We start from the raw sequence: 15,712 nt of genomic DNA on the forward strand, positions 1-15,712 counted from the left end.
GTTACTCCTCGTCGTCGAGCCAGCTCATGGTCCGCTGGACGGCCTTGAGCCAGTTCTTGTACTCGCGGTCGCGGATGTCCGCGTCCATGTGCGGTGTCCACTCGGCGGCCCGGCGCCAGTTGGCGCGCAACGCGTCGGTGTCCGGCCAGAAGCCGACGGCGAGTCCGGCGGCGTAGGCGGCGCCGAGGCAGGTCGTCTCGGCCACCATGGGCCGCACCACCGGTGCGTCCAGGAAGTCGGAGAGGGTCTGCATCAGCAGGTTGTTGGAGGTCATTCCGCCGTCGACCTTGAGCGCGGTCAGTTCGACACCGGAGTCCTTGGTCATCGCGTCACTGATCTCGCGGGTCTGCCAGGCCGTCGCCTCGAGCACGGCCCGGGCGATGTGCGCCTTGGTGACGTAGCGCGTCAGGCCGGCGATCACGCCGCGCGCGTCCGGCCGCCAGTAGGGGGCGAACAGACCGGAGAAGGCCGGCACGAAGTACGCGCCGCCGTTGTCCTCGACGGAGGACGCCAGGGTCTCCACCTCGGCCGCGCTGTTGATGATCCCCATCTGGTCGCGCAGCCACTGGACGAGCGAGCCGGTGACGGCGATCGACCCTTCCAGGGCGTACACCGGCTTCTGGTCGCCGATCCGGTAACCGACCGTGGTGAGCAGGCCGTTGTACGAATTGACGGGGGTGTCGCCGGTGTTCATCAGCATGAAGGTGCCGGTGCCGTAGGTGGACTTGGCCTCACCCTCGGAGAAACAGGTCTGGCCGAACAGCGCCGCCTGCTGGTCACCGAGCGCGGAGGCGACCGGCACACCGGCCAGGCGGCCGCCCGCGGCCGTGCCGTACACCTCGGCGGAGGAGCGGATCTCCGGCAGCACGGCGGCCGGAATACCGATGGAGGCGAGGATCTTCTCGTCCCACTCCATCCGGTGCAGGTTCATCAGCAGCGTGCGGGAGGCGTTGGTGACGTCGGTGACATGGACACCGCCGTTCACGCCGCCGGTGAGGTTCCAGATGACCCAGGAGTCCATGGTGCCGAAGAGGATGTCACCGGCCTCGGCGCGCTCGCGCAGGCCGTCGACGTTGTCCAGCAGCCAGCGAATCTTCGGGCCGGCGAAATACGAGGCCAGCGGCAGGCCGGTCTCCCGGCGGAAGCGGTCCTGCCCGACGTTGCGGCCCAGCTCGCGGCAGAGGGCGTCGGTGCGGGTGTCCTGCCAGACGAGGGCGTTGTGGACGGGCTCACCGGTGTTCTTGTCCCAGAGCAGAGTGGTCTCGCGCTGGTTGGTGATGCCGATCGCCTTGACGTCGTCGGCGGTGATACCGGCCTTCTCGACGGCGCCGTCCACGACCTCCTGGACGTTGGTCCAGATCTCGGCCGCGTCGTGCTCGACCCACCCCGGCTTCGGGAAGATCTGCTCGTGTTCCTTCTGGTCGACCGCGACGATCCGGCCGTCCTTGTCGAAGACGATGCAGCGGCTGGACGTGGTGCCCTGGTCGATGGCCGCGATGAACGGCCCGGTGATGTGAGCGTCAGTGGTCACGGTGTGCTCCGAATTCCGAGGGGGAGTGGTCGTCGGTACCGGGTACTCGGCGGGGGCTCATGCGAAGGCGAGATTGTAGAGCCCACCTGCCAGCGCGCCCCCGACCAGCGGGCCGGCGATCGGTATCCACGCGTAGCTCCAGTCCGAGCCGCCCTTGTTGGGCAGCGGCAGCAGGGCGTGGACGATGCGCGGGCCGAGGTCGCGCACCGGGTTGATGGCGTAACCGGTCGGCCCACCGAGGGACAGGCCGATCGAGACGACGACCAGTGCGGTGATCAGCGCGCCGACGGCGCCCAGGCCGTCGCCCTCGTTGTTCAGGCCCTGCGTGAGGATCGCCAGGACCAGCACGAAAGTGCCGATGATCTCGGTGGTCAGGTTCTGTACGACGTTACGGATCTCCGGCGCGGTGAAGAACACCCCACCGACCGGACCCGGGTTCGAGGTCCGCTTCTGCTTGACGAGACCCGGATTGGCCGAATGCTGCTCGACTATTTCCGGGTCGGTCAGGTGAGCCTGGAAGTGGCCGTAGTACGCGGCCCAGACCAGCACCGCGCCGATCATCGCGCCGAACAGCTCGGAGACGAGGTACAGCGGCACGTCGCTCCACTTGGTCCCGCCCTCGATGGCGAGACCGATGGTGACGGCCGGATTGAGCTGCGCGCCGGAGACGCCGCCCGCGATGTAGGCGGCGGTCAGCACGGCGAACCCCCAGCCGAACGTGATGGCGAGCCATCCCGCGTCCTTGGCCTTGGAGTACTTGAGTGTGATGGCGGCGCACACACCGCCGCCGAGCAGTACGAGCATGGCGGTGCCGATGGTCTCGCCGATGAAGATGTCGGAGCTGGACACCCGCGACTCCTTTGTCCTTCGTCCAGGGGAAGCCGGACACCGGTTTCCTCCGGTTGTCCGCGCCCTCAGGTGAGGGCGTAACCGGCCCTTGGGCGCTGTCACACCCTAACGCTAAATTCCGGTAGGTGTTCGACAATGCCGACCGATGAACGGCAGTTTTGTCTCACGGTCAAGGAACGTCAAGGGTCTGTGGCGGGAATCTCGGTTACGGTTCGCAACAGCCGGGGCCAGAGGTCGGCCGGCGGCGAGCGGGTCAGAAGCGGCTTGCGCCCAGGTCGCGCGAGACGGAACGGGCACAGTCCCGTACCGCGGCGACCAACTCGGTGCGCAGCTCGCCGTCCCGGCAGACCCGCTCGACCGCCCCGGTGACGGCGACGGCACCGACCGGCATCCTGCGCCGGTCGTGGATGGGGGCGGCCACCGAGGCCACGCCCTCCCAGGTCTCCTCGACATCCGCGGCCCAGCCGCGCGCCCTGGTCAGGTCGAGCACCGACTCGAACGCCTCGGGTTCACAGACGGTGCGCGCGGTGAAGGTCTTGCGCTCGGTCTCCAGCACCTCGCTGTGCGCCACCGGATCGAACGCCGAGAGCACTTTGCCCAGGGCGCTGGAATGCAGCGGCTGCATGGCGCCGACCTCCAGCACCTGGCGGCTGTCGTCCGGCCGGAAGACGTGGTGGACGATCAGTACGCCGTGCTGGTGCAGGACGCCCAGATAGACGCTCTCACCACTGGAGCGGGCCAGGTCGTCGGTCCAGACGAGCGCGCGGGCCCGCAGCTCGTGCACGTCGAGGTAGCTGTTGCCCAGCCGCAGCAGCTCGGCCCCCAGCTGATAGCGGCCGGAAGCCGGATCCTGTTCGACGAAACCCTCGTGCTGCAGGGTGCGGAGGATGCCGTGGGCGGTGCCCTTGGCCAGGTCGAGCGAGGAGGCGATGTCGGAAAGACCGAGCCGGCGCTCGCCGCCCGCGAGCAGCCGCAGCATCGCGGCCGCCCGTTCCAGGGACTGAATGTTCTTAGCCATCGCCGGCCACCCTCCACGCTGTTCGACAATGCTGAACACTATCGGCCGATGCCGACCAGTGTCACCCGGAGTGTCGACCGCGGACACCCGGAGGGACTTCTCTGCCCGGGTCTCCGGCCCCGTCCGCCCCGTGGGACGCCGCGCCGCCAGGACGCTGTCCCCGTTACCCTGGCCGGGTGCGCCATCCTGCCGGACGGTGCAAAGCCGACAGCCGTCGCATCCCAGGGAGTACATTCCATGGCCTCGTCGCCGACCCCTTCCCCTGACAGCCGGACCAGGGCGGACGCCCTCCGTGAGGCGCTCGCCAGCCGTGTGGTGGTGGCCGACGGCGCCATGGGCACCATGCTCCAGGCGCAGGATCCCACCCTCGATGACTTCCAGAACCTCGAGGGCTGCAACGAGATCCTCAATGTGACCAGGCCGGACATCGTCCGCTCGGTCCATCAGGAGTACTTCGCGGTCGGCGTCGACTGCGTGGAGACGAACACCTTCGGCGCGAATCTCGCGGCCCTGGGGGAGTACGACATTCCCGAGCGGGTCTTCGAGCTCTCCGAGTCCGGCGCGCGGATCGCCCGGGAGGTGGCCGACGAGTTCACCGCGTCGACCGGACAGCAGCGCTGGGTGCTGGGCTCGATGGGCCCGGGCACCAAGCTGCCGACGCTGGGGCACGCCCCGTTCGACAAGCTACGGGACGCCTACCAGCAGAACGCCGAAGGAATGATCGCGGGCGGTGCCGACGCGCTGCTCGTCGAGACCACCCAGGACCTGCTGCAGACCAAGGCGTCCGTCATCGGCGCCCGCCGTGCCCTGGAGGCCACCGGCGTGAACCTTCCGGTGATCTGCTCGGTCACCGTGGAGACCACCGGCACCATGCTGCTCGGCTCGGAGATCGGCGCCGCGCTCACCGCCCTCGAGCCGCTGGGCATCGACATGATCGGTCTGAACTGCGCGACCGGTCCCGCCGAGATGAGTGAGCATCTGCGCTATCTCGCCCGGCACTCCCGGATCCCGATCTCCTGCATGCCCAATGCGGGCCTTCCGGTGCTGGGCAAGGACGGCGCTCACTACCCGCTCTCGCCGGAGCAGCTGGCGGACGCCCAGGAGACCTTCGTCCGCGAGTACGGCCTGTCTCTGGTGGGCGGCTGCTGCGGTACGACGCCCGAGCACCTGCGCCAGGTGGTCGAGCGGGTCCGGGGCGCCGCCCCCACCGTGCGCGAGCCGCGCCCCGAGCCGGGCGCCGCGTCGCTCTACCAGACGGTGCCGTTCCGCCAGGACACCTCGTATCTGGCGATCGGCGAGCGGACCAACGCCAACGGATCCAAGAAGTTCCGCGAGGCCATGCTGGAAGGCCGGTGGGACGACTGCGTGGAGATGGCCCGCGACCAGATCCGCGAGGGCGCACACCTGCTCGACCTCTGCGTCGACTACGTCGGCCGGGACGGGGTGGCCGACATGGCGGAACTGGCCGGCCGCTTCGCGACCGCCTCCACCCTGCCGATCGTGCTGGACTCCACCGAACTGCCCGTACTGCGGGCCGGTCTGGAGAAGCTCGGCGGCCGGGCCGTCCTCAACTCGGTCAACTACGAGGACGGCGACGGACCCGAGTCGCGCTTCGTCAAGGTGACCCGGCTGGCGGTCGAGCACGGCGCCGCGCTGATCGCGCTGACCATCGACGAGCAGGGCCAGGCCCGTACCGTCGAGCACAAGGTCGCCATCGCCGAGCGTCTCATCGAGGACCTCACCGGCAACTGGGGCATCCACGAGTCGGACATCCTGATCGACACCCTGACCTTCACCATCTGCACCGGGCAGGAGGAGTCGCGGGGTGACGGAGCCGCCACCATCGGCGCCATCCGGGAGCTCAAGAAGCGCCACCCCGACGTGCAGACCACGCTGGGCCTCTCCAACATCTCCTTCGGGCTCAACCCGGCCGCCCGCGTCGTGCTCAACTCCGTCTTCCTCGACGAGTGCGTCAAGGCCGGTCTCGACTCGGCGATCGTGCACGCCAGCAAGATCCTGCCGATCGCCCGCCTGGAGGAGGAGCAGGTCAAGGTCGCCCTCGACCTGATCTACGACCGCCGTGCCGAGGGCTACGACCCGCTGCAGCGGCTCATGGAGCTCTTCGAGGGCGTGAACATGAAGTCGATGAAGGAGGGCAGGGCCGAGGAGCTGCTCGCTCTTCCGCTCGACGAGCGCCTCCAGCGCCGGATCATCGACGGCGAGCGGAACGGCCTCGAGGCCGATCTCGACGAGGCGTTGCAGACCACGCCCGCACTCGACATCGTCAACGAGACCTTGCTGGCCGGGATGAAGGTCGTCGGCGAGCTGTTCGGCTCCGGCCAGATGCAGCTGCCGTTCGTGCTCCAGTCCGCCGAGGTGATGAAGACCGCGGTGGCCTATCTGGAACCGCACATGGAGAAGACCGACGACGACGGCAAGGGCACCATCGTGCTGGCCACCGTCCGCGGCGACGTCCACGACATCGGCAAGAACCTGGTCGACATCATCCTGTCCAACAACGGCTACAACGTGGTCAATCTGGGCATCAAGCAGCCCGTCTCGGCGATCCTGGAAGCGGCCGAGGAACACCGGGCCGACGTCATCGGGATGTCCGGCCTGCTGGTGAAGTCGACCGTCATCATGAAGGAGAACCTGGAGGAGCTCAACCAGCGCAAGCTGGCCGCCGACTTCCCGGTGATCCTCGGCGGCGCCGCACTGACCCGGGCGTACGTCGAGCAGGACCTGCACGAGATCTACGAGGGCGAAGTCCGCTACGCCCGCGACGCGTTCGAGGGCCTGCGGCTGATGGACGCGCTGATCGCGGTCAAGCGCGGTGTGCCGGGGGCCGTGCTGCCCGAGCTCAAGCAGCGGCGGGTACCCACCCGGGCCACCGCCGCGGTGCTCGAGGCCGACGAGCCCGAGGGTTCCGTGCGCTCGGACGTCGCCACCGACAACCCGGTCCCCGAGCCGCCGTTCTGGGGGAGCCGGGTCATCAAGGGCATCCCGCTGAAGGAGTACGCGTCCTGGCTGGACGAGGGCGCACTCTTCAAGGGCCAGTGGGGCCTCAAGGAAGCACGCAGGGGTGACGGGCCCAGCTACGAGGAGCTGGTGGAGTCCGAGGGCCGACCGCGGCTGCGCGGCTGGCTGGACCAGCTGCACACGAAGAACATGCTGGAAGCGGCCGTCGTGCACGGCTACTACCCCTGCGTGTCCAAGGGTGACGACCTGATCATCCTCAACGATGACGGCAGCGAGCGGACCCGCTTCACCTTCCCCCGCCAGCGCCGCGGCCGCAGGCTCTGCCTGGCCGACTTCTTCCGCCCCGAGGACTCCGGCGAGACGGACGTGGTCGGCTTCCAGATCGTCACCGTGGGCTCGAAGATCGGCGAGACCACGGCCGAACTGTTCGCGGCCAACGCCTACCGCGACTACCTCGAACTGCACGGCCTGTCCGTGCAGCTGGCGGAGGCTCTGGCCGAGTACTGGCACGCCCGGGTGCGCGCCGAACTGGGCTACGCGGGCGAGGACCCCTCGGACGTGGCGGACATGTTCGCGCTGAAGTACCGCGGCGCGCGCTTCTCGCTCGGCTACGGCGCCTGCCCCGATCTGGAGGACCGGGCGAAGATCGCCGAGCTGCTCGAACCGGAGCGGATCGGGGTGCACCTCTCCGAGGAGTTCCAGCTCCACCCCGAGCAGTCCACCGACGCGATCGTCATCCATCACCCGGAGGCGAAGTACTTCAACGCGCGGTAATCCGCCCGAACGTCGTACACTGGTCGGTCCAGTGCAGGCCGGTCGCTCCCCCCAGCTGGGTGGGCGGCCGGCCTTCTCGTCCCTCCAGGAGGTGTGCCCGGATGACCAGTACGGTCCCTGCGCTCAGTACTCGTATGGCCGAAGGCTCCGCCCTGCAGGCCGTCCTTCTCGACATGGACGGCACGCTGGTGGACACCGAGGGATTCTGGTGGGACGCCGAGGTGGAAGCCTTCGCGAGCCTGGGCCATCGGCTCGACGAACGCTGGCGCGACGTCGTGGTGGGCGGCCCGATGACCCGCAGTGCGGGCTACCTCATCGAGGCGACCGGCGCGGACATCACGCTGCCGGAGCTGACCGTGCTGCTCAACGACCGGTTCGAGGCCCGGATCGCGCGCGGAGTGCCGCTGATGCCCGGGGCCCTCCGGCTGCTCACCGAACTGGCCGCCCATCAGGTGCCCACCGCCCTGGTCTCCGCCTCGCACCGGCGCATCATCGACCGCGTACTGGCATCGCTCGGCCCGGAGAACTTCGCGTTGACGGTGGCCGGCGACGAAGTCGCGCGTACCAAACCGCACCCCGAGCCGTATCTGGTCGCCGCGGCGGGGCTGGGAGCGGACCCGACGCGCTGTGCGGTCGTCGAGGACACCGCGACCGGTGTGGCGGCCGCAGAGGCCGCCGGCTGCCATGTGGTGGCGGTGCCGTCCGTGGCACCGATCGCGCCGGTGGACGGCCGGGTGGTCGTCGCATCACTCGAACAAGTCGATCTCGGCTTTCTCCGGAAGCTGGTCAACGGAATGCGCTGATGCGTATACCGAGCGTGTTTCTTTGACGGTGGAGTGAACTACCCTCCGTCAATTGTGTCCGTTTCGTGAGCGCGGCGAGTGCGAATTATGCTCCACGAAAGTCGACGCAGCGTGACCTTTATCACCTGACGGGGCGTCGACATGGGCGGATCTGCGTGCTGGGCGGGGCGTTCCGATGGCGGGAGACGCACCATGTGTCCCGTTTGGTGAGGCAGTGTGCGAATCTCCGCCGTGCTCGGATATCAACGCTCTGCTATCCGTGAAGATGCTGTGTATGGGCCTGAAGTCGCCGCCGGTCCAGCTTTCCTGACGTTCCGCACTAATCTCATCCGAGAACTTCGCCGCACACTTCCGGTTCCCCGGCGCCAACCATGCCGCCGTGGACTGCGGACCGATCGCTCCGTACCCGGCCGATCGCGCCGCCCCGGTGGGGGAGATCCCCTGCTCGTCAGTGCTTGCGGAGGGGCGGCAGCGGCGGAGTTTCCGTACACCGCTGTAACCCAGTGCCGGATGAGGAGAACGTCCAGAATGAACCGCAAGACCTTGGTACTGCCGGCCGTGGTGGGCCTGCTGGCTCCGGTACTCGCCGCTTGTGGCGCTACGGACAGCGGCAACAGCGGCGGCAAGGCCATCGTCGTGGGTGTGACGGACACCTTCGTGTCCGGCAAGGATGCTCCGGCCCCCTTCGACCCTGCGTACACCTATGACTCCGGTGCCTGGAACATCCTGCGCCCCGCCCTGCAGTCGCTGCTGCAGATTCCCCGCGGCGGCGGCCAGCCGGTGCCGGACGCCGCCACCGACTGCCGGTTCACCGACACCGAGAACGAGAGCTACCGCTGCAAGCTGCGCAGCGGGCTCGAGTTCTCCAACGGCGACAAGCTGACGGCCTCCGATGTGAAGTACTCCCTGGACCGCGTCTCCCGCATCCACGACAGCAACGGCCCGGCCGGTCTGTTCGACAACATCGACACCATCGAGACGGTGAGCGGCACCGAACTGGTCTTCCATCTCAAGACGCCGGATGCCACCTTCCCGTACAAGCTGGCAACCCCGGCCGCGGGCATCGTGGAGAAGGGAACCTACGCACCGAACCGGCTGCGCAAGGGCTTCGCGGTGGACGGCTCCGGCCCGTACACCCTGAAGACGGTCGTCAAGAACGACCGCCTCGAGAAGGCGGTATTCACCAAGAACCCCCGCTACAAGGGGGTGTTGCAGCTGCAGAACGACAAGGTCGAGATCCGTTCGTTCACCGATGCCGCCGCGATGGGCAAGGCGCTGAAGTCCGGCGAGATCGACATGATGACCCGCACCCTGTCGCCGTCGCAGATCAAGGAACTCTCCGCCGGTTCGACGCAGAACATCAATTTCATCGAGAGCCCCGGCCTGGGAATCCGCTACCTCGGCTTCAACACCGATGACCCCTCGGTGAAGAACAAGGCGGTCCGCCAGGCGATGTCCGCGCTCGTCGACCGCGGTCAGATCGCGAGCGAGGTGTACGGCGCCACGGCCGAGCCGCTCTACTCGCTGATCCCCTCCGGTATGGCCGGACACACCAACTCGTTCTTCGACAAGTACGGCAACCCCAGCAAGACCGAGGCGGCCAAGATCCTGCACAACGCCGGGATCAACGACAAGGTGCGGTTGACCCTGCACTACACGAACGACCACTACGGACCCGAGACGGCAAAGGAATTCGCACTGCTCAAGCAGCAGCTGAACGCCTCCGGGTTGTTCGACGTCAAGATCCAGGGCACCCCGTGGGCGACGTTCCGTCCCGCCGAGCTGCACGGTGACTACGCGGTCTACGGTCTTGGCTGGTTCCCGGACTTCCCCGACTCGGACAACTTCATCGCGCCGTTCCTCGGCAAGGGCAACTTCCTCAACACCCCCTACGCGAACAACGCCATCCGCACCAAGTACATCCCCGATTCCCGGCGTGCCGCGGACCGTACGGCGGCAACCGCACCCTTCCAGAAGATCCAGGACATCGTGGCCGATGATGTCCCTGTACTGCCGCTCTGGCAGGGTAAGCAGTATGTCGCCGCGCGTGATGACCTGACCGGTGCGGAATGGGCTCTCAGCAGCTCGTCCGCCCTGCAGATCTGGGAGCTGGGCCGGGGCGTCAGCTGATATTGGCCACGGATTATGTGAGGCACCTGCGTGAAGATACGTCGTAACCAGTCGCTGCCGGTCCTGCTCGTCGGAGGACTGACCGCCGGGCTGCTCAGTGGCTGCGGCACGCAGGGCGACGCCGGAGGCACCGGAAAGCCGGTGGTCATGGGGATGTCCGACGAGATCCAGGCCACCGACCCGGCATCCGGATACGACCCCGGATCATGGCTGCTGTTCAACAACGTCTTCCAGTCCCTGATGAGCTTCCCCAAGGGCAGTTCGACCCCGCAGCCCGAGGCGGCCAAGGAGTGCGGCTTCGAGGCCGGGGGATCGACGACGTACCGCTGCACGCTGCGCAGCGGGCTCACGTTCAGCAACGGCGACAGTCTCACCTCACGGGATGTCAAGTTCTCCTTCGACCGGGTGCTGAAGATCAATGACGAGCTGGGGCCTGGGCCGCTGCTCTCCTCGATCAAGACGGTGGACGCGCCGGACGCCAGGACGGTCGTCTTCCATCTGAAGTTCCCCGACGCCACCTTTCCCAGCAAGATCGCCTCGGGCGCCGGCTCCATCGTGGATCACCGGCAGTACAAGATGGACAAACTGCGCACGGACGGCAAGGCGGTCGGCTCCGGCGTCTACAAGCTGGACTCGTACGACAAGAAGCAGGCGGTCTTCTCGGTCAACACCCGCTACCGGGGCACCGCGAAGGTCCAGAACTCCGGCATGACCATGAAGCTCTTCCACAACGACCAGAAGGCGCTGGGAGCGGCGCTCAAGAGGGGCGACATCGACCTCGCCTACCGCGGTCTGACGGCCAAGGACATCGAGACCATCCAGGACTCGGTCAGCGGCGACAACGGGATCGACGTCATCGAGGGCTCCAGCGCCGAAGTGCAGCACCTGGTCTTCAACATGAAGGACCCGGTCGTCGGCAAGCTCCCGGTGCGCAAGGCGATCGCCTACCTCGTCAACCGCAACGCGCTGGTCACCAACGTCTACCGGTCCACGGCCGAGCCGCTGTACTCCATCGTGCCCGCCGGGATCGCGGCCCACCGCACCGCGTTCTTCGACATGTACGGCGACAGCCCCAAGCCCGCCAAGGCCGCTCAGGTGCTGCGCGCCGCCGGCATCACCGGCAAGGTGAAGCTGACCCTCTGGTCCACGCCCAGTCGTTACGGGCCCGCCACCGACGAGGAGTTCAAGGCCATCGCCGGGCAGCTCAATGCCAGCGGGCTCTTCGACGCCACGGTGAAGTCCGTGCCCTACGGGCAGTACGAGAAGGGGATCGCGGCCGGGAAGTACGGCGTCTATGTGAAGGGCTGGGTCCCCGACTACCCGGACCCCGACAACTTCACCGCGCCGTTCTTCGGCAAGGGCAACGTGCTGGACAACAACTACGACAACAAGACGATCATCGACCATCTCATCCCGGCCGAGTCCTCAGCGACCGACCGGACCACCACGGCCGATGACTTCAGCGAGCTGCAGGACATCGTGGCGACCGACCTGCCGATCATTCCGCTGTGGCAGGGCAAGCAGTACGCGGTGGCACACGACGACATCACGGGGCTCGAGTGGACGCTCGACGCTTCGACGGTCTTCCGCTTCTGGGAGATCAGCAAACACTGAGCCGACCCGGCGCGCCCTCGCCCCTCCGCCCCTACGGCTGGGCGCCGGGGCGCACCAGGCCGCTCTCGTACGCGTACACCGCGGCCTGCACACGGTCGCGCAGCCCCAGCTTCGTCAGCACATGGCCGACATGCGTCTTGACGGTGGTCTCGCTGACGAAGAGGTCGGCCGCGATCTCCGCGTTGGAGAGTCCCCGGGCGACCAGCTTGAGCACCTCGACCTCGCGCTCGGTCAGCGTGTGCAGCGTGTTGGGCACCGGGTCCTCGCCGGACGGCAGGTGGTCCGCGTACTTGTCGAGGAGCCGGCGGGTGATGCTCGGGGCCAGCATCGCCTCGCCGCCCGCGACCACCCGGATCGCCTGGACCAGCTCATTGGCCGGCGCGTCCTTCAGCAGGAAACCGCTCGCCCCGGCGCGCAGCGCCTCCACCACGTATTCGTCCAGGTCGAAGGTGGTCAGCACCAGCACCTTCGCCGGCCCGTCGCGGCCGGGTCCGGTGATCCGACGGGTCGCCTCGACGCCGTCCATCCTGGGCATCCGGATGTCCATCAGCACGACATCGGGCTGCAGGGCGCGGACCTGGTCGAGGGCCTGCAGACCGTCCCCGGCCTCACCGACCACCGCGAGGTCCTGCTCGGCCTCCAGGATCATCCGGAAGCCGGTGCGCAGCAGCGGCTGGTCGTCGACCAGTAGGACGCGGATCGCCACAGGAACTCCTTCGATAGACCCGCCCCATTCTGCCCTGCACGCCCGGCGGCGAAGCCGCGGGCTCAGGCCGGGTCGTCCACGCGGGTGACGCCGAGCGGGTACACCGGCGGGGTGCCGCCGAATTCCGGGCAGAACGCCTGGTGGTCGCACCAGCCGCACAGCTTGGTGGGGCGGGGCTGCCAGTCGCCCGTTTCGGTGGCCTTCTTGATCGCCTCCCACAGCGCGAGCAACTTGCGCTCGACCCGCAGCAGGTCGGCTTCCAGCGGGTCGTAGGTCACCACCTCGCCGTTTCCCAGATACACCAGCTGGAGCCGGCGCGGCACGATCCCCTTCAGCCGCCACACCACCAGGGCGTAGAACTTCATCTGGAACAGCGCACCCTCGGCGTACTGCGGTCGGGGTGCCTTGCCCGTCTTGTAGTCGACGATCCGCACCTCGCCGGTCGGCGCCACATCCACCCGGTCGATGATGCCGCGCAGCCGCAGCCCCGACTCCAGCTCGGTCTCGACGAACAGCTCCCGCTCCGCGGGCTCGAGCCGGGTCGGATCCTCGAGCGTGAACCACCGCTCGACCAGCCGCTCGGCCTCCGCGAGCCACTGGGCGAGCTGCTCGCCTCCCGCATCCTCCGCGAAGAGACCGGCGAGCTCGGGCTTCGACGCGAGCAGCCGGTCCCATTGGCCCGGAATCAACGCTCTGGCCCGCGGAGCGGTCCTTTCCACGGCCGGATCGTCGAACATCCGCTCCAGCACCGCATGGACCAGGGTGCCCCGGGTGGCCGCCGCGCTGGGCTTCTCCGGCAGCTTGTCGATCACCCGGAACCGGTACAGCAGCGGACACTGCATGAAGTCGCTCGCCCGTGACGGCGAGAGTGAAGTGGGCTGCTGGGCGGTAGTCATGACAAGACCCTACGACCCGCCACCGACATCGTTCCGCATACCATCGACGGCAGAGTCCCCCACGGGCGGGGAACGCTTCCTGAGGATACGAAGGGACATCGTGAACGAGAGCGGCGACGGCGGGCGTCCGCGGTCCGGCACGGAGAAGGCCGATCCCGGCTCCGCGCCCGAGGACGGCAAGCCGCAGCGCCGGGACGCACCGGGCGGCGGCATCCTGATGGGCCGCCCCTTCGGGGTGCCGGTCTACGTCGCCCCCAGCTGGTTCCTGGTGGCCGCGCTCATCACCTGGGTCTTCGGCGGCCAGCTGGACCGGGTGCTGCCCGAACTCGGCAACCTGCGCTACCTGGTCTCTCTCTTCTTCGCCGTCGCCTTCTACGCGTCCGTACTGGTCCATGAGCTGGCCCACACGGTCGCCGCGCTGCGGTTCAAGCTCCCGGTGCGCCGTATCCAGCTGCAGTTCTTCGGTGGCGTCTCGGAGATCGAGAAGGAGTCCGAGACCCCCGGTCGGGAGTTCGTCCTCGCGTTCGTCGGACCGTTGCTCTCGCTGGTGCTCTCCGGTGTCTTCTACCTCGCGATGAAGACCGTCGAGCCGGGCACCGTCCCCGGTGTGCTGCTCGCCGGACTGATGATCTCCAACCTCATCGTCGCCGTCTTCAACCTGCTCCCCGGGCTGCCGCTGGACGGCGGCCGGATGCTGCGGGCGGTGGTCTGGAAGATCACCGGCAAGCCGATGAGCGGCACCATCGCCGCGGCCTGGTTCGGCCGGGCGCTCGCCGTCACCGTCCTGATCGGCCTCCCGCTGCTCACCCACACCGGCTCCAACGCCGACGTCGGCGGCATGGAGACGGTGATGGACGCGCTGCTGGCCGCGATCCTCGCCGCGATCATCTGGACCGGTGCGGGCAACAGCCTGCGGATGGCCCGGCTGCGCGAACACCTCCCCGACCTCCGGGCCCGGACGCTCACCCGGCGCGCTGTCCCGGTGGAGAGCACCACGCCGCTCTCCGAGGCGCTGCGCCGCGCCAACGAGGCGGGGGCGCGCGCCCTGGTGGTCGTCGACAGCCACGGTGACCCCACCGCGCTGGTCAGAGAGGCGGCCATCGTCGGTGTGCCGGAGCACCGTCGTCCGTGGGTCGCCGTCAGCGGACTCGCCCAGGAACTCACCGAAAGCATGAAGGTCCCGGCCGAGCTGGCCGGTGAGGCTCTCCTCGACACGCTGCGGGCCAGCCCGGCCACCGAGTACCTGGTGGTGGAGGAGACCGGCGAGATCTACGGCGTGCTCTCCACCAGCGACGTCGAACGGGCATTCGTGCAGGCGATGGCGCGCCCCGGTTCCTGAGGCCGGTAGGCTGCTCACATGTCCGAACCGACCGGTGCCGCCCGCCGACGTGGGCCCTTCAAAGTCGGGGACCAGGTACAGCTCACCGACCCGAAGGGTCGCCACTACACCTTCACCCTCGAAGCGGGAAAGAACTTCCACACCCATAAGGGTTCTTTTCCGCACGACGAGCTGATCGGTGCTCCCGAGGGCAGCGTTGTCCGCACCACGGGGAACGTCGCCTACCTCGCCCTGCGCCCCCTGCTCCCCGACTTCGTCCTGTCCATGCCCCGCGGCGCAGCCGTGGTCTACCCCAAGGACGCCGGCCAGATCCTGGCCTTCGGTGACATCTTCCCCGGCGCGCGCGTCGTCGAGGCGGGGGTGGGCTCCGGCGCGCTCAGCAGCTTCCTGCTGCGTGCCATCGGCGAACAGGGCATGCTGCACTCGTACGAGCGCCGCGCCGACTTCGCCGAGATCGCCACCCAGAACGTCGAGCGCTACTTCGGCGGGCCGCACCCCGCCTGGCAGCTCACAGTGGGTGATCTCCAGGACAACCTGTCGGACACTGATGTCGACCGCGTGATCCTGGACATGCTCGCCCCGTGGGAATGCCTGGAAGCCGTCTCCAAGGCCCTCGTACCCGGCGGTATCCTCTGCTGCTACGTGGCCACCACCACCCAGCTCTCGCGCACCGTGGAGTCCCTCCGGGAGATCGGCTGCTTCGCCGAGCCACAGCCCTGGGAATCGATGATCCGCAACTGGCACGTGGAGGGCCTGGCCGTCCGGCCCGACCACCGCATGATCGGCCACACCGGCTTCCTGGTCACCGCCCGCCGCCTGGCGGACGGGGTGGAACCCCCGATGCGCCGCCGTCGCCCCTCCAAGGGCGCGTACGGCGAGGACTACACGGGCCCCGGAGGACGTACATCGCAGGAAAAGCCCGCCGAGGAGAGCTGATCCGCGACAGCGGCCTCACCCGAGCCCGGCTGCCCCCTGCGGGCCTGCTCTGATACGCCGACAACGCACTGCTGCCGTCACCGAGTTCCCCAGCACATCCGGGAACTCGGTGACGGCATCTTTACGTTGACCATACG

11 protein-coding genes are annotated in these 15,712 nt (G+C 68.2%); 6 read left to right on the forward strand and 5 right to left on the reverse strand.

Features of this window, described 5'->3' with window-relative positions; translation table 11 throughout:
• Position 1: 1 nt before the first annotated feature.
• The 3 genes from glpK to AB0436_RS24545 all read right to left on the reverse strand — a co-directional run bounded on the left by glpK (position 2) and on the right by AB0436_RS24545 (position 3,398).
• Positions 2-1,531 carry a glycerol kinase GlpK gene (glpK, locus tag AB0436_RS24535; RefSeq protein WP_366470081.1) on the reverse strand — a complete coding sequence of 510 codons (1,530 nt, stop codon included), beginning with the start codon at positions 1,529-1,531 and terminating at the stop codon, positions 2-4.
• Between the two features lie 57 nt (positions 1,532-1,588).
• On the reverse strand, positions 1,589-2,380 hold the full coding sequence (locus tag AB0436_RS24540) for an MIP/aquaporin family protein (RefSeq protein WP_366470082.1): 792 nt from the start codon (positions 2,378-2,380) through the stop codon (positions 1,589-1,591).
• A 253-nt stretch (positions 2,381-2,633) separates the two neighbouring features.
• On the reverse strand, positions 2,634-3,398 hold the full coding sequence (locus AB0436_RS24545) for an IclR family transcriptional regulator (RefSeq protein ID WP_366470083.1): 765 nt from the start codon (positions 3,396-3,398) through the stop codon (positions 2,634-2,636).
• 237 nt (positions 3,399-3,635) lie between these two features.
• Between AB0436_RS24545 and metH the strand changes: the two genes are divergently transcribed.
• The 4 genes from metH (at position 3,636) to AB0436_RS24565 (ending at position 11,698) form a co-directional block, all read left to right on the forward strand.
• Positions 3,636-7,151, forward strand: a complete 3,516-nt coding sequence (metH, locus tag AB0436_RS24550; protein ID WP_366470084.1) for a methionine synthase — start codon at positions 3,636-3,638, stop codon at positions 7,149-7,151.
• Between the two features lie 101 nt (positions 7,152-7,252).
• Positions 7,253-7,954, forward strand: coding sequence for an HAD family phosphatase (locus tag AB0436_RS24555; protein ID WP_366470086.1), 702 nt, complete (start codon positions 7,253-7,255; stop codon positions 7,952-7,954).
• A gap of 528 nt (positions 7,955-8,482) precedes the next feature.
• Entirely contained in the window at positions 8,483-10,084 is a 1,602-nt protein-coding gene (locus AB0436_RS24560; RefSeq protein WP_366470087.1) for an ABC transporter substrate-binding protein, read from the forward strand.
• Between the two features lie 30 nt (positions 10,085-10,114).
• Positions 10,115-11,698, forward strand: coding sequence for an ABC transporter substrate-binding protein (locus AB0436_RS24565; protein WP_366470089.1), 1,584 nt, complete (start codon positions 10,115-10,117; stop codon positions 11,696-11,698).
• Positions 11,699-11,729: 31 nt separating this feature from the next.
• Here the strand turns inward: AB0436_RS24565 and AB0436_RS24570 are convergent, their stop codons facing one another.
• Together AB0436_RS24570 and AB0436_RS24575 are read right to left on the reverse strand one after the other, a co-directional pair.
• On the reverse strand, positions 11,730-12,404 hold the full coding sequence (locus AB0436_RS24570) for a response regulator transcription factor (protein WP_366470090.1): 675 nt from the start codon (positions 12,402-12,404) through the stop codon (positions 11,730-11,732).
• A gap of 62 nt (positions 12,405-12,466) precedes the next feature.
• Complete coding sequence (locus AB0436_RS24575) at positions 12,467-13,300, reverse strand: RecB family exonuclease (protein WP_366470091.1); 834 nt, start codon at positions 13,298-13,300, stop codon at positions 12,467-12,469.
• Positions 13,301-13,400: 100 nt separating this feature from the next.
• Here AB0436_RS24575 and AB0436_RS24580 point away from each other — a divergent pair, with 100 nt between their 5' ends.
• Positions 13,401-14,639, forward strand: coding sequence for a site-2 protease family protein (locus AB0436_RS24580; protein ID WP_366470092.1), 1,239 nt, complete (start codon positions 13,401-13,403; stop codon positions 14,637-14,639).
• An 18-nt stretch (positions 14,640-14,657) separates the two neighbouring features.
• On the forward strand, positions 14,658-15,575 hold the full coding sequence (locus AB0436_RS24585) for a tRNA (adenine-N1)-methyltransferase (RefSeq protein WP_366470093.1): 918 nt from the start codon (positions 14,658-14,660) through the stop codon (positions 15,573-15,575).
• The last annotated feature ends 137 nt before the right edge of the window (positions 15,576-15,712 follow it).

The sequence above is a fragment of the Streptomyces sp. NPDC051322 genome, from assembly GCF_040689485.1.
In the GTDB taxonomy this organism is placed as follows: domain Bacteria; phylum Actinomycetota; class Actinomycetes; order Streptomycetales; family Streptomycetaceae; genus Streptomyces.